At 56.9% G+C, this 23,911-nt stretch carries 17 protein-coding genes; 11 read left to right on the top strand and 6 right to left on the bottom strand.

The features are described 5' to 3' along the window. Position 1 precedes the first annotated feature (1 nt). The gene (locus tag VGH19_12870; protein ID HEY1172259.1) at positions 2-295 is read right to left on the bottom strand and encodes a hypothetical protein; all 294 of its coding nucleotides are present in this window, start codon (positions 293-295) and stop codon (positions 2-4) included. Positions 296-1,069: 774 nt separating this feature from the next. Here VGH19_12870 and VGH19_12865 point away from each other — a divergent pair. From VGH19_12865 to VGH19_12840, 6 genes are all read left to right on the top strand, one after another. Continuing rightward, complete coding sequence (locus tag VGH19_12865; GenBank protein HEY1172258.1) at positions 1,070-1,435, top strand: hypothetical protein; 366 nt, start codon at positions 1,070-1,072, stop codon at positions 1,433-1,435. 117 nt (positions 1,436-1,552) lie between these two features. Next, positions 1,553-1,765 carry a hypothetical protein gene (locus VGH19_12860; GenBank protein ID HEY1172257.1) on the top strand — a complete coding sequence of 71 codons (213 nt, stop codon included), beginning with the start codon at positions 1,553-1,555 and terminating at the stop codon, positions 1,763-1,765. A gap of 197 nt (positions 1,766-1,962) precedes the next feature. Beyond that, positions 1,963-2,703 (top strand): hypothetical protein, encoded by a 741-nt coding sequence (locus tag VGH19_12855; GenBank protein HEY1172256.1) that lies wholly within the window; start codon positions 1,963-1,965, stop codon positions 2,701-2,703. 99 nt (positions 2,704-2,802) lie between these two features. Further along, positions 2,803-4,494, top strand: a complete 1,692-nt coding sequence (locus VGH19_12850; GenBank protein HEY1172255.1) for a sigma-70 family RNA polymerase sigma factor — start codon at positions 2,803-2,805, stop codon at positions 4,492-4,494. A gap of 25 nt (positions 4,495-4,519) precedes the next feature. Next, a complete protein-coding gene (locus VGH19_12845; protein ID HEY1172254.1) occupies positions 4,520-5,113 on the top strand; it encodes a hypothetical protein in 594 nt (197 codons plus the stop codon). A 186-nt stretch (positions 5,114-5,299) separates the two neighbouring features. Then, positions 5,300-6,502, top strand: a complete 1,203-nt coding sequence (locus tag VGH19_12840; GenBank protein HEY1172253.1) for a glycosyltransferase family 87 protein — start codon at positions 5,300-5,302, stop codon at positions 6,500-6,502. A 152-nt stretch (positions 6,503-6,654) separates the two neighbouring features. Here the strand turns inward: VGH19_12840 and VGH19_12835 are convergent, their stop codons facing one another. From VGH19_12835 to VGH19_12825, 3 genes are all read right to left on the bottom strand, one after another. Further along, positions 6,655-8,700: a thioredoxin domain-containing protein gene (locus tag VGH19_12835; GenBank protein HEY1172252.1), complete on the bottom strand. Its 2,046-nt coding sequence runs from the start codon at positions 8,698-8,700 to the stop codon at positions 6,655-6,657. 819 nt (positions 8,701-9,519) lie between these two features. Then, positions 9,520-11,826 carry an ATP-binding protein gene (locus tag VGH19_12830; protein HEY1172251.1) on the bottom strand — a complete coding sequence of 769 codons (2,307 nt, stop codon included), beginning with the start codon at positions 11,824-11,826 and terminating at the stop codon, positions 9,520-9,522. A gap of 312 nt (positions 11,827-12,138) precedes the next feature. After that, entirely contained in the window at positions 12,139-14,451 is a 2,313-nt protein-coding gene (locus tag VGH19_12825) for a hypothetical protein (protein HEY1172250.1), read from the bottom strand. Positions 14,452-14,646: 195 nt separating this feature from the next. Between VGH19_12825 and VGH19_12820 the strand changes: the two genes are divergently transcribed. After that, positions 14,647-15,534 carry an SMP-30/gluconolactonase/LRE family protein gene (locus tag VGH19_12820; protein HEY1172249.1) on the top strand — a complete coding sequence of 296 codons (888 nt, stop codon included), beginning with the start codon at positions 14,647-14,649 and terminating at the stop codon, positions 15,532-15,534. A 126-nt stretch (positions 15,535-15,660) separates the two neighbouring features. On the opposite strand, the gene nhaR is transcribed toward VGH19_12820, so the two are convergent. Beyond that, complete coding sequence (gene nhaR / locus VGH19_12815) at positions 15,661-16,560, bottom strand: transcriptional activator NhaR (GenBank protein ID HEY1172248.1); 900 nt, start codon at positions 16,558-16,560, stop codon at positions 15,661-15,663. Between the two features lie 109 nt (positions 16,561-16,669). Between nhaR and VGH19_12810 the strand changes: the two genes are divergently transcribed. From VGH19_12810 to VGH19_12800, 3 genes are all read left to right on the top strand, one after another. Next, entirely contained in the window at positions 16,670-17,593 is a 924-nt protein-coding gene (locus VGH19_12810) for a TerC family protein (GenBank protein HEY1172247.1), read from the top strand. Positions 17,594-17,775: 182 nt separating this feature from the next. Further along, a complete protein-coding gene (locus tag VGH19_12805; protein ID HEY1172246.1) occupies positions 17,776-18,819 on the top strand; it encodes a Gfo/Idh/MocA family oxidoreductase in 1,044 nt (347 codons plus the stop codon). A gap of 167 nt (positions 18,820-18,986) precedes the next feature. Continuing rightward, the gene (locus VGH19_12800) at positions 18,987-19,508 is read left to right on the top strand and encodes a peroxiredoxin (GenBank protein ID HEY1172245.1); all 522 of its coding nucleotides are present in this window, start codon (positions 18,987-18,989) and stop codon (positions 19,506-19,508) included. A 48-nt stretch (positions 19,509-19,556) separates the two neighbouring features. Here the strand turns inward: VGH19_12800 and VGH19_12795 are convergent, their stop codons facing one another. After that, positions 19,557-21,179 carry a hypothetical protein gene (locus VGH19_12795; GenBank protein ID HEY1172244.1) on the bottom strand — a complete coding sequence of 541 codons (1,623 nt, stop codon included), beginning with the start codon at positions 21,177-21,179 and terminating at the stop codon, positions 19,557-19,559. Positions 21,180-21,321: 142 nt separating this feature from the next. Between VGH19_12795 and rnr the strand changes: the two genes are divergently transcribed. Beyond that, the gene (gene rnr, locus VGH19_12790; GenBank protein ID HEY1172243.1) at positions 21,322-23,910 is read left to right on the top strand and encodes a ribonuclease R; all 2,589 of its coding nucleotides are present in this window, start codon (positions 21,322-21,324) and stop codon (positions 23,908-23,910) included. The last annotated feature ends 1 nt before the right edge of the window (position 23,911 follow it).

The raw sequence follows: 23,911 nt of genomic DNA, 5'->3' as shown, positions 1-23,911 counted from the left end.
ATTATAAAAGTGCTTTCGGAATAGTGGTTTGTCCAGCACCGCTGGACGGATTGGAAGAGTTACGACAGAAGCCGGATGGTTTCCGCCGACAACGGGCTTCGTCCGCCCGAGACGGACTGTAAGGCAAGCCTTCCGCAAATCCACCGAAAACTTGCAGAAAATGACGGTTTTTTTGCTTCATCCATTTTCCCTCAATTCCCAATGCTAACTCTCCTATCGACAGTTTCTTCGGCCAGTTCAGCAAAACTACTGATTTTTCAAAATCGCCCTTCTTCTGCCCTTGCTTCGAGATCATCTTAGATTTCCCACTCTTAGTCACCACTCCCTCTTTCGATGTTCAATACGCCTCCTTCATTATCGGCCCACCGGTGCAACCGGTCCCCGATCATCAGCGAGAGGAGCAAACCTCCTCTTTCACTCCTCTCACTGACGACCTTTCCCTCCTTGCTTCGTCTGCCCCACTCGCCTCTTAGTCGACTCCCCTTTTTCCTCCTACTTCGACCTTCATACCTCGCACCTTACCCGAGGGGGTAGGACATTGGCTGTCCATGTGAATACTGTGGATAACTTTTATTTCAGACACCTAAACCACTCCAAACCAGCAACTAACGAACGAAACCAGCAATTTCGCCCTAATTTTTCAGCATCAAGAATTCACGTTTTTCACTTTTCAATTGAGCCTGCCATCTGTTTCAGCCCCCTAAGATTGAAACCTTCCAAGGCACGCGTATAGACCAATACCAACTACACTCGGTTTCACTATGCTTTTCATCACCTTGATTGCGAGCTGACATACCACAGTGAAGAAGGTGCTCTGATTTTGGGATGAGTTCGGCTTTGAGGAATTCTCCGAAGATTTTCCCTACCCAAACTATCCCTCTTTATTTCCCGTGAAGCCAGTTCCTGACCTCAGCACACAACAATCGTCCACAGCATTTTAAAACCGCTCTAAATAAGCTGAAATGGACTATTTCGACTGCTCTCTTTACTTTTTCAAAACCACACTGGACACATCCATTCCCTGAGCCAATAATAATTCCAATCACAGGAGCACAACAGGAAATCGCGCATGGAAATGGATCATACAGCACAGACCGGAGAAGTTTACAGGGAACAGAAACATTCCGCGCTTGGCATCGCATCGTTCGTTCTCAGTATGCTGGTGGGAATCTCCTTCGTCGCCCTGATTGTCATAGCAGGCATTTTGGAATCCTCACGTCCCGGTGGAATGGATGAGAATTCCCCGGTCGCGATATTCCTGGGCCTGGGCTTGTTTGTAATCCTCGGCATGAATCTTCTGGCCTTGGGCATCGGCATCGGCGGCCTCTTCCAACAGGACCGCAAAAAGCTGTTCTCCATTTTGGGCATCGTGTTTTCCTGCCTCACCCTGCTGGGCGGTGGCGGTCTTCTGCTTTTGGGCAGCATGGTTGATTAAGGTATAGCTTCACTTGTGACGGTGAGGATTATCACTGTCTGTTTTTTCGCCTGCGGCTACTATAGGATAAGAAGTCGCTCCACAAATTCACCGTGAAACAAACAACCGGGACAACCTATGACGACTGCTGAAAAGAAAAGCATGCTGAAGTGGAACACCCTGCTCTGGCTCGCCGCCATGGTCATCCCCGGCATCCTTAGCATCTCCCTGGCCTCTACCAAATTCCCATGGCAAATACTCATCCCCTTGTTCCTCTTCGGACCATTGCTGGCCTCCAATAACATGCTCAGCAAAGCGATCGGTGAGACGAAGGACAGTCCTGCTAAATGAGGGTACAATTTTAAACGGGTGATGAGCGGGACAGTTCGCCGTAGCACTAAGCCCCGTGCTGCCGGATTCCAGCCGGCAGTCCGCGACGTCCGCCGTAGCACTCTGCGTTTTCATCACTCGTTTGAAATCATCCCTCCAGCGGCTACCGCACCTCACCCTTGCTAATCCGCCTCTTATCGGCACCATGAAGTTCTGCCATGCCCAAAGCCAAGCCGCCAAAGCCCTCCTTAGCGCAGCTAGCCGCTGTCTTGGATGACTTTAATCGCTTTCACCGCATGGAGGCGTTTGACGCTTACAGCCGTTATCGTCCCGATATCGCCGATCTGCCGACATTACGCCGTGCATTGCATGACCCGGAATCAGTCGTAGGCTACTGGGCAGCCGTCAGTATTGGTAAATTGGGGCCGCAGGCGAACGATGCAGTCGAAGACTTGATCACTATCGCCACTGCGCCATGGGTGGACGGCGCACCACTTAATTTCGAACCTACCATCGTGGCTCTTCTCAAGATTGTTCCAAATGATCCCCGTCTGATCGGCATCATCCAACCCGTTTTGCGCCACAGCAACTACGGCATCTTCAAAACTTCCGTGCAGGCCTTGATCAACATCGGCACCACCGAAGCACTGGAAACTATCCGCTGGATCGACTGCTACTGGGGAACCGCCAGAAAAGACCGTGTGACCGATGATTTCATCCACAAGTCATTGCATCCAGATCAAAGCGAACCTCGTGATGCCACCCCGGTTTTTGTTCCTCATAGAGGAGCCTTGTTCCGAAAACATCCGACCGGCTTCCGCACCTCTGTCTATTGCCCAACCTGCCAAGGCCCCATGACCTCGCTCAAAGGCACTGTCCCCTATCAATGCCGCAAATGTGACGTCAAACTCACCTTCTCCGCCCAAGAACTGAAATCTGTGCTGAAGGAGTTGCTGTGATGGCACACTATGGCTTTATCTCCTCTTTCATCATTCATACTTCTTAATTCATAATTCCCATCTGTCCGATTTCCCCGCCAGCGGCTACTATCAGATACAGTGAACGACCAGACTGACACACAATTGCTGCGTGCTTATGCCGAAAAAGGCTCGGAACCGGCCTTTTCCGAGCTTGTCCGCCGCCACATGGATCTCGTCTATTCCGCCGCCCTGCGGATGGTCTGCGATTCCCATCTCGCCCAAGACGTCACGCAAGGTGCCTTCGTCGCTCTCGCCAAAAGCGCCGGGCAACTCGCCGATCACCCGGTCCTCTCCGGCTGGCTGCATCGCACCGCCCAGAACATCGCCGCCCAAACCGTCCGCACCGATGTCCGTCGTCGCGCTCGCGAACAGGAGGCATCCGCCATGAAAGAATTGTTGTCCGCTGAAAACGATGCCTCTTGGGAAGACATCGCCCCGCACCTCGACGCCGCCCTCGGTGATCTCAGCGAACCGGATCGCGACGCCGTGATGCTCCGTTATTTCGAGCGCAAATCCGCCAAGGAGATGGCCCAAACCCTTGGCATCAGTGATGAAGCCGCCCAGAAACGCGTCAGCCGCGCCGTGGATCGCCTGCGTGATTCCTTTGCTCAACGCGGCGTGAAGATCGGTGCCAGCGGCCTCGTGTTGCTCATCACTGCAAACGCCGTTCAAGCCGCACCTGCCGGGCTTGTTCTCACCATTTCCGCCTCTGCCTTGAGCAGCACGGCGACTGCTACCGCCGCCACCACTGTCACGACCACCGTCACCCAGACCATCGCCATGACCACCTTTCAAAAACTCGCCGTCACCACCGCCCTCACCGCCACCATCGGTGCCCTCATCTACGAGCACCGGCAAGTGACCGACTTGCGGAATCAGAATACCGCCCTGCATGAGCACCAGGTTACGATGCAGGAACAGCTCGCCGTCTTGCAACGCGAACGCGACACTGCCACGAAACGCCAGAACGCTCTTCTTACCGAGCTCGCTGAAGCGAAAAAGGGGCAGACCAACAACGAAGTCCTGCGTTTGCGCGGCGAAGTCGGTGTCTTGCGCCGCGATAACGAAACCATCGGCAAGAAAAGTGCGATCAACAAGATCACATCCGATCCCGCCACCCGCAAGATGATGCAGTCCCAGCAAAAGATGGGCATGAAAGCGCTCTTCAGCGAGTTCGCCAAAAAGCAGAAACTCGAGACCGAAACGTCCGATCAGTTCAACGAACTGCTCGCCAACGGCATCATGGATAACATCGATCTCATCACCCAATCGCTTCAGGACAAAAACTCTCTGGCCGAGATCAACCGTATCTTCAACGCTCAAGATAAAATCCTGGATGATCAACTGCTCACGCTCCTCGGCAAGGAAGGCTTCGAACAGTATCAGGCTTATTCCAAAGACCTCATCACCTTTATCTCCGCCGAACAGTTTCAGGCGAACCTCACGGGTGACAAAGAAGCCAAGACCGCGAAGAAAGAACAGTTCTCCCAGCTCATGCGGGAAGAAACCAAAGCTGCCTTGGCCGCCGCCGGTCTGCCTGCGGATTATCAGGTCGTTCCCATGTTGAACCTCCGCAACATCGCCTCCGAACAACAAACAGATATCAGCCTGAAACTCCTCGATGACATCTACGCCCGCGTCTCCAATCGCGCCACCTTCCTCAACACCGAGGAACAGGAGAAGTTCACGAAATTCCGCAAAGAAGCTCAGGATAACAGCCGCGCCATGCTCCTCATGAACCGCTCCATTATGGCTCCTATCGCAAAATAGTGTTTGATGACGCAAGAGAGGCTCCATGAAACGCCTGCCCTTCATGATCAGTGTCTTGCTCGCCACCATGGCCGCCGCGTCCCTCGTCCCCTTGATCGGCCACGGCAAAATCTCCTCTGGTGAGCCGATGGCGTTGACCGTCACCATCATCGCCGCCATATCACTCATCACCGGTCTCGTTCTGGCTTGGCGATACTCCCGCCAACCCTCCATTCCCCTGCCCGCTCCTGTGCGCATGGTCATTACCAGTTGCATTCTCTTCCTCGCTTTCTGTGCCTTGGAATTCAGCGATGGACTCGTCAATCACGGTGGTCGTGTCCTCTACTGGACCTCCGTTTTGTTTTTGCCCGCCCTCGCTCTTTTCTTCGGCCTCGTCCTCGCTCAACGCTGGGCGTGGTGGCTCGCCCGCATCGCCTCTGCTATATTGACCCTCTGGTTCATCATCTTCATCTGCTTTGTGCCCTTTACTCAGCTCAAATCCAATGGCGTCCCCATCCCCGACATCGCCCGCCTCTACGTTTTCACCGTCACCCTGATCTTCGCCCTCACCACCGCCTACGCCTTCCACTCTCTCAGCCGCACCGAAACCAAAGCCTATTTCTCCCGCTCCCATTCGTAATCGTCGTCGTTCTCGACCCAAGCTCGTAGCCGCCGTTCAGGAGGCCCCTCCCCAGCCGACACCGCAGGCTCTAACCACCCCTTCTTTCGATGTTGGAAGTTGGATGTTGGTCGTTCGATGTTTTCCCCTCTTTCCCCCGGAATCTATCTTGTCCATCCTGCAAATCCTGTCTAAATCCACTCGTCGATGAAATCTAGGATCAACGCGATCTGCGCCTGCATTGCTGCCGTCGTCCTTTTCTTCATCCTCTTTGACTCCCGTGGACCCGAGGCCACCTGGGACATCTGGAATGTCCCCTACATGTTCCCTCATTTCGCCGATGCCCGCGTCATCACCCACGGCGCCGAATCGTACGCCGCCGGTTACGATCCCATGATCGAGAACCCCGCCGACCCTTGGGGACGTCCGCTTAATTACCCTCGGGTCTGGCAGCTTTTGTTCGCACTCGGCATTGACTCCACCTGCACGAATCTTCTCGGATTCACCCTTATTGTCAGTTTTTTCGTCGGCATATGCCTGCTCCTTCCCAAGGTGAAGAACAGGACATTGTTCGTGATACTGCTCTCCATTCTCTCCCCCTCCACACTCCTTTGCTTCGAGCGCGGAAACATCGATCTTTTTATTTTCTTCCTCATCACCCTCGCCGTCACCTCCGTTAAGCGCTCGTCGATGTTTGCCGCCCTCGTCATCGGCCTCGCTTTCATGCTGAAACTTTACCCCATCTTCGCCTGGCTTTTTCTCATTGGACTCGGCCGTGAGAAATTCCTCCGCTACTCCGCCGTTCTCTTCGTGGTCGCGATGCTTTACACGCTGGCCACCATGGAAGACATCTGCCTCCTCAGCATCACCACGCCTCGCTCCAATTTCCTCAGCTACGGCACCAACGTTTATTGGATGTCCATCCTCGAGCGCGATGCCAACTGGGGCGCCATCGTAAAAATCATTTCTCATCTCCTCCTCCTTCCATTCCTCTATTTCGCCATCCAAGGCCTCCGTCGCCGGGATTTCCCTGCGGCAGCCGCTGACGCCCCCCTCAACCTCGATGCCTTCCGCGCTGGCTCAGCCATCTACGTCGGCACCTTTTTCCTCGGCAACAACTGGGACTACCGCCTCAGCTTTCTCATTCTGACACTACCCCAACTCGTCGCTTGGACCAGGCACCCCGGCCATATCGCCCTCCTTTCCAAGCTCACCCTCGCCGCCATTCTTCTTTCCTTCTGGCATATGTTCATCGTGAAACTTTTCCGCCAGGTTCCCGACGGCTACCTCATCGCCTTCACCTTCGATGAACTCTGCAACTGGTTCGCCTTCTTTACCCTCGCCTACTTTCTCGCTTGGTCCGCCCCCTCATGGACCAAGGACTTCTTCTCCCGTCGTTCCACTCAATAGCACCTTTGCCACCTTATCAAGGTGAGGCAAAGCTGCCGCTTTGACCTAGCTTCGGTCTTCACTGCCGCCCCCTCAAGAGAATCGGCCCTCAAAAAAACACCCTCTATATTCCCTTTCTCCCTCATGTTGGCCCGTCGGTGCAACCGGCTTCGTCATTTCCCCAGCATCTCTCTCACCTTCCCCGCATCCTTCGTCGGCGGCTGACACGTCATCCCTGTGCACAAGTACACCACCGCCCCATCCTTCGCCGGTAACGTCTTCGCAAACTCCTCCACCGGCCCCACATTCCCCAGCACCACCTTGTGCGGCTGATAAACACTATGCGCCGCTTTCAACAACGCTTTCGCGTCCTGGCTCTTCGCGTCCCCCGCGATCACCACCCTCCGCGGCTCCTCTGTCCAAAAATCCATCGCCAATAGCGCATACGGCACTGCGTGCGGCATCCGTTGCATGCGCGGTGATAGCAACTTCAACGTCGCCTCCGCCTTCTCGCGATACTCTTTCTTGTCCGTGATCGCCGCCAACTTCAGCAACGCCAGCGCGCCCACCGAATTCGCCGACGGCATCGCCCCGTCATAATCCTCCTTCGCGTTCACGATCAGATCCTTCGTCGCCACGCTCTGGAAGAACCCGCCATCTTCCTGGTCATAAAACCGCGCGATCATTTGGTCCGCCAGCGCGATCGCGAACTCCAGATGTTCCGCCTTCAACGTCGCCTCATACAGCTCCAGCGATCCCGCGAATAAAAACGCATACGCATCGAAAAGCTGCACCTCATCCCGCTCCCCCTCGCGCCAGCGATGATACAACGTCTTCGATTTCTCATCCCACAGCTTGCCCTTCAGAAACGCGATATTCTTCTCCGCCGCGGTAAGAAACTTCTCCTCGCCCAACACCACCCCCGCGCGCGCCATCGCCCCTAGCATCATTCCGTTCCACGACGCCAACACCTTGTCATCCAGATGCGGCCGCACCCGCTTCTTCTGCGTGGCGAACATCTTCTCCTTCGCACTCGCCAGCAACTTCGCTTCCTCCGCCGTCAGCTTCGCATCCACAATGCTCAACACATTCAGATTCTTCAGCGGCTGCGGATGACTATGATCCTCGAAATTCCCCTTCTCCGTGATTCCAAAGTATCGGATGGCGACCTTCGCCTCGTCCGCACTCAAGAACGTCTCCAACTCCTTTTTCGTCCAGCAATAGAACTTCCCCTCCTGCCCCTCGCTGTCCGCATCCTCAGCCGAATAAAATCCGCCCTCCGCATGCGTCATATCCCGCAGCACATACCGGATGATATCCCGCACCGTCTCCGCATGCTTCTCCTCGCGGCTGATCAGATATGCATCCAGGTAGAGCTGCACCAGTTGCGCATTATCGTAGAGCATCTTCTCGAAATGCGGCACCAGCCACTGCGCATCCACCGAGTAACGCGCGAACCCGCCGCCGAGCTGATCATACATCCCGCCCGCCGCCATCTTCTCGCAAGTGAAAAGCACCATCTTCAACGCCTCCTCATCCTTCTGCCGCGAACCCGCACTCAACAAAAACAACGGCTGCGATGGCCGCGGAAACTTCGGCGCCCCGCCAAACCCGCCATACGTCGGCTCAAAATCCTCCTTCAACGACACCAACGCCTTCTGTGTGATCGACGCGTGCAGCAGCGCATTCGTATCCTTGCTCGGCATCGTGTACGCCGCCAGTTGCTTCGTCAGATCCTCCGCCTGCTCATTCACATCCGCGCGCCGCGTCACCCACACCTGATGGATCTGTTGCAAAAGCTCCACGAAACTCGGCTTCCCATACTTCGGCTCCGGCGGGAAATAAGTTCCTGCATAAAACGGCTTCAACTCCGGCGTTAGAAAACAATTCAACGGCCACCCGCCACTCCCCGTCAACGCCTGCGCCGCCGTCATATAGATCTTGTCCACATCCGGCCGCTCCTCGCGATCCACCTTGATGCACACAAAATGCTCGTTCAACACCCTCGCCACCGCCTCACTCTCGAACGACTCCCGCTCCATCACATGACACCAGTGACACGTCGAGTATCCGATGCTCACCAGCACCGGCTTATCCTCCTTCCGCGCCTTCGCGAACGCCTCCTCGCCCCACGGATACCAATCCACCGGATTATGCTGATGCTGGAGCAGATACGGCGATTTCTCCTTCGCCAACCGATTCGTATGCTTATGCGACATAACAACAGAAGAGGAATTCGTAGTGATATTGGTCAAAGCCACTGTTCTCGTAACGCCCTCGGACTCTTTGGCAGTTTGCGAACAACCTGCCCCTAACAACAACCAACCCGCAGCCGAAAACGAGACACACTTTGAAACCACGCCACGCCAATCCTCCTTCTCCCCTCGGAGGGGAGAAGGATTGAGGATGAGGGGTGCCCCCTTCCTTTCATGCGGACGTGAAAACAAAAACATTGGCAGCAATCTACTCATCCTCCCCCAATCGTCAAAGCCCCAAACCTCACTTCGGATCGTCGACGTCCTCGATTCCAAAACCTCCCCCTGGTAAGGACGGGTTCCACCCCGTCCCTGACTGAATGCTCCTCCTCTGAACGTCGAAAATTGAAAATCTCGGCCCCCGGATGCAGCCAGCATCGAACGTTCCCATGACCTATTAGACCCATCGGTCCCATAAGACCTATTCCCCCAACGACACTTCTCCCGTCTGGCACTTTCCTGGCTGACCATACCGCCTCCTTATTCACCGCAGCGCCGCCATCAAGACATTTAACGGCCCTTCGCCACTGCACACAAATTATCAAAACCCGAAAAGAACACAACAAAAATCCATTAGAAAAAAACGATTTAACATAAGCGCCTCCAATTCAACGCGCTACAATTGTAAAATAGAGAACGGCGAAAGAAACCCGGCCATCCCCGCGTGCCCCGACTATTTTTCGGAGGTCGGCAATCTCCGACAACCGCCGAAGCTCCCCGCCATTCGTGGTTAACTCTCTCCTCTATTCATTTGACCCCATCGGTTGATTCACATCCCCACGCTCACCCCTTGACAGCCTCCCCCAACACCTTCTCCAGTGACTCCATCCTCACCGGCTTCGTCAAATGCGCCACAAACCCGGCCTCCCTGCTCTGCGCCACATCCTGCTCCATCCCATACCCGGTCAGCGCGATCCCCCTCAGTCCATACCTCCTGCGCAAAACCCCCATCAATTCATACCCGTTTCCATCCGGCAAACCGATGTCAGAGATCACCAGATCAAACGTATTCTCCTCCGTAGCGCGCATCGCCTCTCCCACCGTACCTGCCGCCGTCACATCCAGTTTCCTCTTCGTCAGCAGGAACTTCAACGCCTCCCGGGTCGCTTCATGATCCTCCACTAAAAGCACCCGCAAGCCCGCCTGCTTCTCTGTGTTTCTCCGAATCCTCTCCGTGTCCGTCGATACGGCTGTCTCTGACAGGCTATCAACGCTCCCCCTCGTCTGCCGCACCGGCAGCACGATCTCAAACATCGCCCCCTTACCCGGCCCTTCACTCATCGCCTGGATGGCCCCGCCGTGCAACTCCACCAGCTTGCGTGAGATCGTCAGCCCCATCCCCAATCCGCCGAATTTGTGCGACCCTCCCCCTCGTGCATGTTCCCCCTGTGAAAACGCATCGAATATCCTCTCCCGCTCCTCCGGCATCAGCCCTATGCCCGTATCCGTGATGCGGATGCTCACCTTGTCATTCACCTCCATGGTGGCAGTCTCCACCGTCACATTTCCGCCCTCCGGCGTGAACTTCGCCGCGTTCTTCAACACATTCCAGAACACCTGTTGCAACCGCACCGCATCCCCCTTCATCACCGGTTGTTCTGCCCCCAATCGCACCCTCAGCGTGATCCGCTTCTGGTCCAGCTCCGCCTGCACCATCGCCATCGCATCCCCCAGGATCGAATGGACATCGACATAGTCCAGGTTCAACACCAGTTTCCCATGCGTAATCCGCGTGATGTCCAGCAAGTCATCTATCAGCCTCGCCTCCAGCTCCACATTGTTCCGGATCGTGGCGAACAATGTTCTCACCTCCGTCGGCATCTTCATATCCTCCGCCGCCTCGCTCGCGAGCAACAACACCGGATTCAGCGGTGTGCGCAGCTCGTGCGACAACGCCGCCAGGAAATCATCCTTCGCCCGCGATGCCGCCAGCAACCGGTCGTGCGCCTTCTTCAGCTCATCCGCAGATTGCTTTTTCTCGGTGAAATCCCGGAACACCAGCACCACCCCGTTGATCGGTCCGCCGCCCTGCCGGATCGGCGCCGCACTGTCGTCGATCGGTGTCTCCCGCCCATCCTTCGTTATAAGGAGTGCTTGATGCTTCAAACCCACCACCGCCCCGGTCTTTAACACCCTGTCCACCGGATTCTCGATCGGCAAACGGCTCTCCTCACTGATCACCCTGAACACCTCCGGCAACGGACGCCCGGCTGCGTCGCGGTTGCTCCATCCCGTCAGCCGTTCCGCCTCCCCGTTCAGGAATGTCACCTTGCCCTCCGCATTCGTCGCGATCACCGCGTCACCAATGCTCTCCAGCGTCGTCGCCAGCAGTTCCCTCTCCGCCGCTTCTGATTGCTGCGCCCGCTTTCGCTCCGCCAATTCCACCCGCAACTGCGCCTGCTGGTCCTGGATTGTGTCCAGCATCTGGTTGAACGCCGTTGTCAGGATATCCAGTTCCCCTTCCTGCCCTGTCCGTGCCCGCACCTTATAATCTTTCTCCCGTGAAATGGACTGCGCCGTTTCCGCCAGCGAAAGGATCGGATTTGATATCGTTCTTTGCAAAGCCCGCCCGATAAAATAGGCGCCTCCCAAAGCACACGAGAAGATCAGCAATGTGATCCATGCATACTGTTCCATCTGGGCATACGTATCCCGCAGATCCACCTGAAGGAACAACGTGCCGAAATGTTTGCCGTCCTCTATCACCGGATAAAACACCGCCAGCCTTCGGCTCACCACCCGGGAACCTTCCCGTTCCGGAGATACCGGCGTCGGCATCACCGCATCGGATGCACGGTGCTCGGCGAAGAGCTTTCCTTTCGCATCATACAGGGCCGCTATGCGCACATCCGGTTCCGCGCGGAAAGCATCCAGCAGCTTCTTCGCCTCCTCCGGCCGGTTGAAAGCCAGCATCGCACTGCAGGCATCCGCCGTGATCCGTGCCGTGCTCAATGCCGACTGTCTCTCCTGCGCCATTGAACTGCTCCACTCCAGATACACGAAAACCACGCACGCCAGCACCAACGAGAGTCCGGTGGTCAATACGATCACCCGTTGCATCCGCCGGTGTATGGAATGTCCCCTATTCATCGCCACCTCTCCTCCATGAACCTCAAAACAGCGGCAACGCTGACAGGCACAAATACTCCAGCCCTCACCGCTCCTGACCTGCCATCGGTTCCCTCGTGTCTCTCAGAAAACATTTCCTCACCCTTCCAGCAAAAGCCCGTCGGGAACAAATAGCCCAGCTTTTGCGATATTCAAGGAACCCCACGAAGAAAAACCAGCTTTCTTTGAAAACCCTACCACAGCGTGATCCCATGGGGATCGCCTACCAAAGCGCAAAAACTCGAAACGCGAAACCTGCTTCCAACTGAACACTTGAAACTGAAAACTTTACACTTATCTCGGCTTCACCCAGCTCATCGTCTGCGCCATCTGCTTCGTCGCGATCACCTGCCCGCTCTCATTCAACAGATCCACCTCGATCACATCGATGTTGATCAGGTCATACTCCGTCTTCGCCAGCGGATCCACCGCCACCTTGAAAAGCTCCAGGCCACTGCCCTGCTTCACCGGCGTCACATCCACCTTGAACCACTCCGCGCCCGCCGGCTTGCCCTTGGGATACAGCTTCACCCGCAACTGTGAATTACCCGTTGTAGAATACTTCACCGTCACGTACCCCGTATACACATCCTCCTGTCGCACCGCGTCGATCTCCACCGTCCCCGTCACCGCCTTGGCCGGAGCTGCTGCTGTTGTGCCCGGACCAGCTGCGGGAGCAGTGGGCGGACGCCACACCAGGAACATTGTCGCCGCGAACAGGTTCACCTGTTTGGCCGTCGCCCCGTCCGCCATATAGATCAACATGCGATCCGTCGCATAATTGTTAAAACTGGCCGCCCTGCCGGAAGGCGGTTGGAACTTCACCGGCACCAACACCGTCTCCTTGCGCGATTTCTTGATCTCCATCGGCTCAGCCGTGAAATACTCGCTCGCCTCCGCCAGACCTGTTTTCGCCACGGCCACTCCCAACAAGGGCTTGGAACCGAACTTGTCATTGTAATCGAACTCCACACCGATGGTCATCTCGCTGCGGTCCAGGCTCCGGTTCACCACATCCAGATTCAAGACCTGAGATTTGATGTCCGGCGGGATCTCGATGACTGCCGTCGCGCTCGAGGCCAGCTTCGCCGCCTCCTCCGCCTGCTTCTTGATTTGCTCCTTCGCTTTGGCCAGCGCCACTGCCTCTTCCTCCGCCTTCTTCAACGCGATCTCCGCCGCTTCACGCTCTGCCTTGGCTTTCGCTTCGGCCTCCAGCTTTTGCTGTTCCGCCACCTTGGCCTTCTTGCTCTCGCTCTCGCTCGCATCCGCCAGTTCCTGTGCTTTCTTCTGCGCAGCCTCTGCCAAAGCCTTCGCCTTCGCCTCCTCCGCCGCCGCCTCGGCGATGCGCGCCTTCACCGCTGCGATCTTCGCTTCCAATTCCTTCTGCTTCACTTCGAGATCCGCCTGCGCCTTCGCCTCCTCCTTCATCCGCGCTTCTTCAGCCGCCTTCAAACGCGCTGCTTCCTTCGCTGCCGCCTCGGATGCCAACCGGATCTCCTCTGCCTTCTTGGCTTCTTCCGCCGCCTTCTTCTTCGCCGCTTCTTCTGCCGCCGCGCGCATCTTCGCTTCTTCTTCCAGTTTTTTGCGCTTGGTCGCTTCAGCTTCCGCCTTCGCCATCTCCTCCGCCTTGCGTTTCTCATCCGCCAACCGCTTCAATTCCGCCTCACGCGCCATCTCAGCTGCCTTCAATTTTGCCTCCGCCTCCGCCCGGGCCTTCGCTTCCGCCTCAGCTTTCAAACGCTCCTGCTCACGCTTAATCGCCTCCGCTTTTGCTTTGGCTTCCGCCGCCGCCTTCTCTTCCGCCAATCGCTTCGCATCCGCTTCGGCCTTCATGCGTTCCTGTTCTCGTTTCTCCGCCTCCGCTTTCGCCTTGGTTTCCGCCATTTTACGCTCATCCGCCAATCGTTTCGCCTCTGCTTCGGCTTTCACCTTTTCCTCCGCCAGGCGTTTCGCCTCCGCCTCCGCCTTTATCTGCGCTTCCTGCCGCACCTTGGCTTCTGCCTGCGCACGCTTCTCCAATTCCTGACGCGCCCTCGCCTCGGATTCCGCTTTCAGCCGTGAAGCCTCGATCTTTGCCGCCTCTGCCTCCGCCTCCATCTGCGCCTTGGTCTTTGGCTTCTCCGAACTTTCCGCCACCGCCAGCTTCTTCGCATCCGCACTGCCCCACTGCACCGTCGTAAGGAACGGGATGGACGTGATCACCGCACGCTTCGAACTGTTCATCAGCATGACCCTCACTGAGTCCGTCGTAAGCTGTGCAGGAACTCCCGGTTCATCATTGAAGAAACGCACCTTCACACTGATCAAACCCCTTCCACGTCCCACCGTTTGCGGATCAGCTCCGAACCATGCGGACACCCCTTTCTCACCCTTCTTCTGGATCACCGGCACCACAAACGCCGAGGCACCCAGATTGCCATCATATGAATACTCCATCGTCAGCACCGCCTCCGTGCCATCGGCAGTCTTCTCCGTCACCCGCAGATTACGTATGGTATTGCCACCACCACCGCGCAATGGATCACTGCCACCGATGATCACCGGCTGTGCTTGGACCTGGACCGCCACAAGAACGAGACCCAGGAGGCAAAGCAGAAATTGTTTCATACAGCGTGACAGAATAGTTGAACCAGTCGTTACGGTGTCAAAGAATCCGGCAAAACGCAAGCGTGCCCGGTTGCAAGCAATAGGCCAGTTTGGCTGGCCCAGCGGAACGACCAAGCACGCTGCCTCGTGCTGCCGTACTTCCAGCCAGCAGATATACCGTTGCCGTTGCCGCCATCATGGCATTACTCTTGCCTCATGCCAGCGCTGCTGACACTCCTGATTCTTATCCCCGCCCTGTTGTCCGCCGCCGAGCCCCTCTTCCTTGCCAAGCCATTGACGGAGACGAACAGCTTTACCGGCGGTATCGAAGGCCCCGCCTGCGATGCGAAAGGCGATCTCTACGCCGTCAACTTCGCCCGCCAGCAAACCATCGGCAAAGTCACGCCCGACGGCAAAACCGAACTCTTCGTCACCCTGCCCGGCAAGAGCACCGGCAACGGCATCCGCTTCGATAAAGCCGGTTTCATGTATGTCGCCGATTACGTGGAGCACAACCTCCTCCGCATCGATCCTAAGACCAAGGCGATCACCGTCTTCGCGCACAATTCCGCGATGAATCAGCCGAATGACCTCGCCATCGCCGCCGATGGCACGCTCTACGCCAGCGATCCGAATTGGAAAGCCAGCACTGGCCAGCTCTGGCGCATTGATCGCGATGGCACCACCGAACGCCTCGCCACTGACATGGGCACCACCAACGGCATCGAAGTCAGCCCTGATGGAAAAACCCTCTATGTGAACGAAAGCGTGCAACGCAACGTCTGGGCCTTCGACATCACCCCCGAGCGCAAACTCGCCAACAAACGCCTCCTGAAAAAGTTCGATGACCACGGCTTCGACGGCATGCGCTGCGATGTCGATGGCAACCTCTACATCACCCGCCACGGCAAAGGCACCGTCGTGAAACTTTCGCCCAAAGGCGAAATACTCCAAGAGATCGACGTCCTCGGCCCCCATCCCACCAACATCGCTTTCGGCGGCAAAGACGGTCGCACCGCCTACGTCACCGAAGCCAAACACCGCCGCGTAGTCCAATTCCGCGTGGACCGCCCCGGCCTCGAATGGTCCCGCACTAAACCGTAGCCATCGTCAGACGGCGCTAACCTCCCTCTTCTCAATGCTCGATGTTTTCCCCTCATTCGCTTGACCCCATTCGGTTGAAAACCTTCCCCATTAAGCCGTAGCACCCGGCGCCAGGAGGCTCTCGCCTCACTCAAACAACCCCTTCTTCGCCTGCTCCGTCAGCTTCACCACCGCCGGGTGATTCATCCTCCGCTCTGCCGTGACCGCAAAGAACTGCTCCCGGCACTCCTTCGTCCGGCCCAGCACCTGAAACTTGTAACGCTCCACCGCCTCCTTCTCCACCACCGTCGGCACCACAATGAAACCCGCACCGCCCGTGGCCATCACCTTCGTCAGCGCCGCGTCATCAAATTCCGCGATGACCGCTGGCTGCACCCGCACCGATTGAAACCACTTGTCCAACGACCGCCGGATGCTGGACGACTGCGCTGGAAGCAGTGCTGGTGCCTGATCCAGACACCTCGGAAACGCCCCTTTCAATTTTCTCGCCAAATGCTTCTGCGCACAGAAGGAAAGCCCGCAACTCCCCAACGCATGGTTGAACGCCTTGAACTTCAGCGTCGTCGGCGCCGGTTCATCCATCAATACAATGTCCAACCGATGCGTCGCCAGATGCCCAAGCAACTCCTCGCTCTTGCCCTCACGACAATTCAGGAACACCGCCGGTGTGCTTTCCAGCAAAGGCTTCAGCACCTCATAGCTCAACAACTTGGGAAATGAATCCGCGATCCCCACATTCAACCTCTGCCTGCGCAAGGTCGGTGATTGCTTCACCGCACTGGCCAGCTCCTGCCCCAGTGAAAATATCTCCTCCGCATAACCGAACACCATGTGCCCCGTCTCCGTCAGCACGAGGCTCCGCCCCTCCCGCCTGAAAAGATCTTCTCCCACCGACTGCTCCAGCGCCTTTACCTGCGCGCAGATGGAGGGTTGCGAGACATGCAGTTTCTCCGCTGCCATGCGTAAGCTCCCTTCCTTCGCCACCGTCCAAAAGTACCGCAAATGATGATAGTTCAACCAGTCCATGGAAGACCTATAGTTAGTTTATTTGGAATATTGAATTAAAAACTTCGTATTAGTGGAATCATGTTTTACCCCCATACTGGGTGTTTGTCTGAAATGGAATCACTGAATCATGAATACTGACAATGTCTGGCTATGGGTGGGGTTCAACGCCTTCGTGCTGTGCATGCTCGCGCTCGATCTGGGTGTCTTTCACCGCAAATCCCACATCGTCAGCCTCAAGGAATCGCTGACCTGGACCGCTGTCTGGATCACGCTGGCCATGGTTTTCAATGCCGGCATCTGGCATTTTTCCGGCTCCGAGAAGGCGCTCGAATTCTTCACCGGCTACGTCATCGAGAAATCCTTGAGCGTGGACAACGTCTTTGTCATCGCCCTGCTGTTCACCTACTTCGCCGTCCCCCGGGAGTATCAGCACAAAGTATTGTTCTGGGGCATTATCGGCGCGCTCGTCATGCGCGCCACCATGATCGGACTGGGCGCGGTGCTCATCACCAAATTTGGCTGGATCATCTACGTCTTCGGCGGCTTCCTCATCCTCACCGGTTTGAAGATGATCTTTAAGAATGACGAAGAGATTCATCCAGAAGCAAATCCTGTCGTCCGCTGGTTCAAACGCGTTTACCCCGTCACTAAAAGTTTCCAGGGCGACCGCTTCTTCGTTCAAGAAAATGGCATCCGCATGGCCACACCCCTGTTCGTCGTCTTGATCTGCGTGGAAGTCACCGACCTCATCTTCGCTGTCGATTCCATCCCTGCCATCTTTGCCGTCACGCAAGACCCCTTCATCGTTTACACCTCGAACGTGTTCGCCATCCTCGGTCTGCGCTCCCTTTATTTCGCCTTGGAAGGCATGATCCACAAATTCCACTACCTCAAGCTCGGCTTGGGCATCATCTTGATATTCGTCGGCATCAAGATGCTGCTCGTCCATACCCCCTACAAGCTGGACACGCTGCTCTCACTCGCCGTCGTCGCCGGAATTCTCATCGCCTCAGTGGTCGCTTCTCTGATTCACAAACCCAACAAGCCCTAGCCTGAATACTTCACAGACGGATTAAATGAAGGGGCGGCGGGAGCGTCAAAAGAACTGCTCAGATAATCCACAGAACGCGGATGAAGGACCGCCGTGAGCATTTCTGCGGCTATATGATGCAGAACCTGACTGCAAAACAAATCTGTGTGCATCTGTGATCATCTGTGGTTAAAGATTTCCCCATGATCAACGTCGGCATTGTCGGTCTAGGTTTCATGGCGGCCACACACATCAAGGCGTACCGCCAGGTGGAAGGCATTCGCGTCGCGGCCCTTTGCAGTCCCAGCGGACGCCGCCTCGACGGTGACTTCTCCGATGTCGCCGGGAACATCGGCACGCAAGAACCGCTCAAGCTCGACATGACCCAGGTGCGTGGCTATCGCGACTTCGCCGAAATGCTCACGAATCCCGACATCCACGCCATCGACATCTGCACACCTACGCTGGCGCACAAAGACCAAGCCATCGCCGCGCTGAAAGCGGGCAAGCATGTGATCTGTGAGAAACCCCTCGCCCGCACCTCCGCGCAAGCCCGCGAGATCCTCGCCGTCGCCAGCGTGACCGATCGCGTTTTTCTCCCCGCAATGTGCGCCCGTTGGTGGCCCGGCTGGTGGTGGCTCAAGCAGACCATTGATAGTGGCATCTACGGCAAAGTCCTCGGCGCGCGCTTCCGCCGCGTGGCCCAACCTCCCGGCTGGGGGCAGCACAATTTCCTCGAAGGCGAGAAATCCGGCGGTGCCCTGCTTGATCTCCACATCCACGATGTCGATTTCGTGCAATGGTGCTTCGGCGCACCGAAGAGTGTTTACGCCACCGGCTATTCCAGCCTCAGCGGAGCCGTCGATCACGTCCTCGCCCAATACACTTACGATAGCGGCGTGATGGTCCATGCAGAAGGCTCTTGGGCTTTTGCCGACGGCTTCGGCTTCAACAAGGCCTACACCGTGAACTTCGAGCGCGCCACCGCCGACTTCGACCTCGCCCGTGGCAAGGAGGCCCTCAAACTCTTCGTCAAAGGTCAGCCGCCTGAGATCATCTCCTGCGATGGCCCCGATGGCTACATCGGCGAGCTCACCCACTTCCGCGATTGCATCCGCACTGGCACCCAGCCCACCGTCGTCACGGGCATGGATGCCTTGAATGATCTCCTGCTCTGTGAAGCGGAGGAACAATCCATCCGTACGGGTGCTATAGTTGAGTTCACATTTCCCTCCAGCCAAGATTAGGCCGATGGCTTTTTCCCGCTGAAAACTGAACACTGAAAACTTGAAACTCTTTCCCTTTGAACCAAATCACCCTCCCCATCGTCCAATGAGGGACATTTGACACCGGGAACCGTTCGGCTAGCCTGCCGCCGTTCCCAAGCACACATACATATAACCACTCTCGCTATATGAAGTTACGAACTCTCCTCGCCTGCGCCGCTGCGGCGGTGCTGGCCCTCAACGCCCAGGCAGCCACGCCCAAGGTCGGCGATAAGGCCCCCGCCGTGGAAGGCAAAGACCAGGACGGCAAGCCCTGGAAGCTCGCCGACCAAACCGGCAAAAAAGCCATCCTCCTCTACTTCTACCCGAAGGATGACACCCCGGGTTGCACCACCCAGGCTTGTGGCCTGCGCGATCGCATGGGTGATCTGAAGAAAGATGGTGTCGAGGTCATCGGCGTCAGCTTCGATTCCGCCGAGAGCCACAAGGCTTTCATCGCTAAACATAACCTGAACTTCCCTCTGCTCGCCGATACGGATGGCAAGATCGCCGATGCCTATGGCGTCCGCCGGGAAGCGGGCAAGAATATCGCCCGCCGCGCATCTTTCCTTATTGATAAAGACGGCAAGATCGTCCACGTCACCGACGTGCCCAAGGCCGATGTACATCTCGCCGAGATGAAAGACGCCGTCGCCAAGCTGAAGAAGTGAACACACCTGCTCCCTTGCAAAAGGCCAGCCCACATAGGCGGGCCTTTTTCATTTCAAGGATGATGGCTGCTTCCTGAAATACACATCCCCCCAGAAACTGCCCTTCGGTGTCTCTTCCAGCTCAAACGCCTCTATCCGCTCCCGCAGAAACATCTTGTTCGTCCGTCGCTCACCCGCCACTATCATCGCCCCGATGCGTTCATCAGGCGCCAGTTTGCCCAGCATTTTCTGCATGCGTACATCTTCGGGCGGCCAGTTGGGTTCATCGATGATTGCTTTGCGACGCGCATAGAACGCAACGGCGGAATCCGCCGCATGTCCATACACCAGCAAAGTTTCCTGAGGTGGCAGCCGTCCGTCCAGCAGCGCTCGGAACTCCGCTTCGAACTGCCGCCTCGGGGGAACCTCCGCCAGGAGCAACGAACGATACCGCGGATACGCGTGCAATTGTCCTGCGACCAACAATACCATTAAACACCAGCCCGCTTGCCTGAACCGGCGGCGAGGATCTTCCCAGAGTGCCACGACGGCTGTTCCCAACGCCAGCAACAGCAGATAACCGTTGGCCATCAGGTAATACTCATGGACGTAATAGAGATTCAGGAACACCAGCGGCCCCGAGAGGAACGCCATCACCAGCAGCCCTTGCTCGGCGAGCCGGCGGCGTGTCAGTCCTAAGCTCACCGCCCACAGCAGCAGCGGCAGCTTGTAGCCCATGCCCGGAGTGCTGCCGGACAACCCCAAGGTGATGTTGCTCGCCAGATGTTTCCAGGTGTCAGGCGCCAGCCGCTGCTCCACAGTTCCGTAATTCCATGCCCTTAAGCCCGCCTGCGTAGTCATCTCCCGGGCCATCACATTGCGCTCCTTGACCCCGTCGGCCCAGTAAGCCCAGCCCGCTCCCACCGCCAGCGTCCACCCCCCGAGCAGAAGAAAACAGCACAGGTATTTCTTTGCGATTGGTCGCGTGTCAGTGCTTTTCCACCGCCGCCCACACCACCAGAGCAGTGCGAGCCCGACCCCGACTTCCATCACGAACAGAGTGGTGATCTTTTGTAAAGCCGCCAGACCGCCAAACAGCATCGCCCAGCCCCAGTCGGAAGCCCTGTTCAAGGTCACGGCGCTCAAAACACGTGCGCCGAATGCTACTGAGAAATAGAGCGCCATCGCCTCGATCAGACAACTGCGGGACCAGTAAATCGATGTCGGCGCGGCCGCCACCATCAGCACCAAACCAGTCCGCTGAAGCTGCCCAGGCACAAAATGGCGCAGTGCCCGGAACAGTTCAAACAACACCAGCCACCAAAACAAAAGACTCACCAACCGACCCGCCAGTTCCAGTGACAGCCCCGTCAAATTAACGACCCCGGCCACCGCCCATTGGTAAAAAGGAAACTCCATCGGGATTGCCCATTCAGGACCCTGCACCGGCGTGATATGGGGAAACCACGCCCCTTCGCTTAACATGAAATGGACTGAAATGAGCGTGTACGTCTGCCGGTGTGAATGCCGGTCCAGCAACGGATCCTGGATGTCCTTGAAAGTGAACCAAAGGATAAGCACCCCGAACGCCACCATCACCAGCCACGCCCATTTGCAACAAGCGGTCGCCGAAAGATCGGCCGCGCTGGACTTTCCACTGGCAATCGCAGTATCCAAAACGCCGCCAATCATGCTTTCACCCCTTCTCTTTTCAATCGAATAATGCCTCCAGTCCGGGAACCGCCGGAACACTGCCTCGAATCCGTGCTGGCAGTGCGGCCGGATTTGGCGCACATTGGTCAAAACGCCAAAGAACGAGCGAACAGACCATAGAATGAGCGATCAGAATCTCCCCCTTAAACGTTCGGGCAAGCCCGCGTCTCCCCGCCACGAACCACTGGACCAGCGTGTCTTGCAGTTGCTTGGCCAGAAGAATTACACCCCGGCCAATGTGCCCGAGTTATTGCGCTTCCTGCACCTCCCGCCCAAGCGCCAGCAGGAATTGCAACAAGCCTTGCAACAACTGGAGCACAGCGGCCAGATCGCGCGCGTCAAAGGCAACCGCTACATCAAACCGCTGGAAGCCGACCTCATCCCCGGCCGCATCAGCATCAATCGCAGCGGCAGAGGCTTCTTACGCCCGGACGATGACAACCTGGGCGAGATTTCAATCAGTGAAAGCGACACCAGCACCGCCATGAATGGCGACCGCGTGCTCGTGCGCCTGAATGTAAAGGCCAAAGGTCTGCGCGAATCGACCGAGCAACCGACCGGCAAAGTCATCCGCATTCTTGACCGCAAACGCCTCCGCATCGTCGGCACCTTGCAACGTGGTCGTTCGTTCCTCTACGTCATTCCGGATGATCCGCGTTTCCCGCATGACGTCTACGTGCCCGAACCGCGTGATGTCGGCCGCCCGGCGAACATCGGCGATAAAGTGGTCGTGGAGATGAAAGAATGGGAATCACGCCACACGAATCCCGAAGGCGAAATCGTTGAAATCCTCGGCGCACCCGATGCTGAAGGCGTGGACATGCTCTCCGTCCTGCGCCAATACAACCTCCCCCTCAGCTTCCCGCACGAAGTCCTCGCTGAAGCCCGTGCTTACGGCAACGCCGTGAAGCCGGAAGAGATCGCCGGACGCGAAGATTGCCGGGAACACCTCGTCATCACCATCGATCCTGATGACGCCAAAGACTTCGATGACGCTATCTGCCTCCAGCGCGTCTCCCAAACCCAATGGAAGCTCTGGGTCCACATCGCCGATGTCTCTCATTACGTGAAGCCCGGCACGCAGCTTGATGATCAGGCACGCAAGCGCGGCAACTCCACTTACCTCGTGGACCGCGTCATCCCCATGCTACCCGAGGCTCTGAGCAATGAACTTTGCTCGCTCAAGCCACACGTAGATCGCCTCACGAAATGCGTCGAATTCCTCGTCTCCGATGATGGTCGCGTGTTGAAGAGCCGTTTCTATCCCGCTGTCATCCACTCCCACCGCCGCTTCACCTATCAGGAGGTCCTTGCCATCCTGCAACGTGAACCGGCTGATGACGATATCGAGCGCATGCTCCATCACGCCCATCAGCTCGCGCAAAAGATCCGCCGCCTTCGCTTTGCCAACGGTTCGCTGGAACTAGATTTCCCGGAAACCAAGATCCGCCTCGACGAAAAAGGCAAAGTCCTTCGTCTCGAGAAGATGGAGAACGACGTCTCCCATCAACTCATCGAGGAATACATGCTCTTGGCGAATGAAGCCGTTGCCGGTGAATTGATGCGCCGTAACACGCCCGCCATCTACCGCGTGCATGAGGAGCCGGATCCGAAACGTCTCGCCGAATACCGCGAAGACGTCCTGAGCCAGAACATCCCCTGCGGTAACCTCGGCAAGAAGGAAGAGATCCAGAAGCTCATGGCCAAGCTCAAGGACCTGCCCATCGGCCCTGCCTTGAAGATCGGCTTCTTGAAGTCATTGATGCGCGCGCGTTATGCCATGGAGCCACTCGGTCACTATGGATTGGCCAAGGAGAAATACGCGCACTTCACCTCGCCCATTCGTCGTTACGCGGATCTCGTGGTACATCGCGCCTTGTTCGAGACCGGTCATGGCAAGCAGCATTCGCTCAAGGAAACCTCTGAACACATCTCCGAGACAGAACGTAATTCCGCCGATGCCGAGCGCGACAGCAAAGACGTGAAGATGTACGCCTATCTCCGCGCGCAATTGGAGATGGAAACGCCCCCGCGCTATCCCGCTCTGGTCACTGACGTTCGCAATTTCGGTTTCTTCGTGGATGTCACCGGCCTTGCCATGAGCGGCCTCGTGCCTCTTTCCTCCATTGAGGACGACTTCTATGTCTTCGATTCCCAGCGCAATAATCTCGTAGGACGCCGCTTCCGCAAAGTCATCCGCTTGGGTGACAAGGTCGAAGTGCAGATTGCCAAGGTGGACAGCTTCAAGAAGCAAGTGGACTTCAAGCTCGCCACCGATGCCAAGGCCGCCAAGCCCAAAGGAAAGTTTGCCCAAGAGTCGGCACGCTCGCGCCCGTCTCAACGTGGTTACGAACAATCGCAACCGGAACGTCCCGGTAAATTCGGCAAATCTGATCGTTTCAGCAAACCGGAACGCCGGGGTAAATTCTCTGAACGCCCAGAACGCAGCGGCAAGTTTTCTGATCGTCAGGATCGTGGTGGCAAATTCTCCGATCGTCCTTCGGGACACGGTAAACCCTCACGTTCGCAAGATCACTCTTCCCGTTCCAAACGCCCAAGCGGTCAAGGCGGAGGCGGCAGCAAACGCACCCTGCCCTCCAGCAGCAGCCAGTTCATGTCCGCCCAAGGCAGCCGCGCTCCATTGCCCAGCTCCAGCAGCTCATTCGGGAGAAGTGGTGGTAGTCGTGGGGGCAACCGCCGTCGCCGTTAAA

It is taken from the genome of Verrucomicrobiia bacterium (assembly GCA_036405135.1).
Classification (GTDB): Bacteria; Verrucomicrobiota; Verrucomicrobiia; order Limisphaerales; family JAEYXS01; genus JAEYXS01.
The sequence above is the reverse complement of the archived record's forward strand: the minus strand, read 5'-3'. Positions and strand labels throughout refer to the sequence as shown.

Bases quoted from the DNA above. Each gene is read 5' to 3' on its own strand.
- VGH19_12870 (HEY1172259.1), bottom strand. From the start codon at position 295: ATGATCTCGAAGCAAGGGCAGAAGAAGGGCGATTTTGAAAAATCAGTA.
- VGH19_12865 (HEY1172258.1), top strand. From the start codon at position 1,070: ATGGAAATGGATCATACAGCACAGACCGGAGAAGTTTACAGGGAACAG.
- VGH19_12860 (HEY1172257.1), top strand. From the start codon at position 1,553: ATGACGACTGCTGAAAAGAAAAGCATGCTGAAGTGGAACACCCTGCTC.
- VGH19_12855 (HEY1172256.1), top strand. From the start codon at position 1,963: ATGCCCAAAGCCAAGCCGCCAAAGCCCTCCTTAGCGCAGCTAGCCGCT.
- VGH19_12845 (HEY1172254.1), top strand. From the start codon at position 4,520: ATGAAACGCCTGCCCTTCATGATCAGTGTCTTGCTCGCCACCATGGCC.
- VGH19_12840 (HEY1172253.1), top strand. From the start codon at position 5,300: ATGAAATCTAGGATCAACGCGATCTGCGCCTGCATTGCTGCCGTCGTC.
- VGH19_12835 (HEY1172252.1), bottom strand. From the start codon at position 8,700: ATGTCGCATAAGCATACGAATCGGTTGGCGAAGGAGAAATCGCCGTAT.
- VGH19_12830 (HEY1172251.1), bottom strand. From the start codon at position 11,826: ATGAATAGGGGACATTCCATACACCGGCGGATGCAACGGGTGATCGTA.
- VGH19_12825 (HEY1172250.1), bottom strand. From the start codon at position 14,451: ATGAAACAATTTCTGCTTTGCCTCCTGGGTCTCGTTCTTGTGGCGGTC.
- VGH19_12820 (HEY1172249.1), top strand. From the start codon at position 14,647: ATGCCAGCGCTGCTGACACTCCTGATTCTTATCCCCGCCCTGTTGTCC.
- nhaR (HEY1172248.1), bottom strand. From the start codon at position 16,560: ATGGACTGGTTGAACTATCATCATTTGCGGTACTTTTGGACGGTGGCG.
- VGH19_12810 (HEY1172247.1), top strand. From the start codon at position 16,670: ATGAATACTGACAATGTCTGGCTATGGGTGGGGTTCAACGCCTTCGTG.
- VGH19_12805 (HEY1172246.1), top strand. From the start codon at position 17,776: ATGATCAACGTCGGCATTGTCGGTCTAGGTTTCATGGCGGCCACACAC.
- VGH19_12800 (HEY1172245.1), top strand. From the start codon at position 18,987: ATGAAGTTACGAACTCTCCTCGCCTGCGCCGCTGCGGCGGTGCTGGCC.
- VGH19_12795 (HEY1172244.1), bottom strand. From the start codon at position 21,179: ATGATTGGCGGCGTTTTGGATACTGCGATTGCCAGTGGAAAGTCCAGC.
- rnr (HEY1172243.1), top strand. From the start codon at position 21,322: ATGAGCGATCAGAATCTCCCCCTTAAACGTTCGGGCAAGCCCGCGTCT.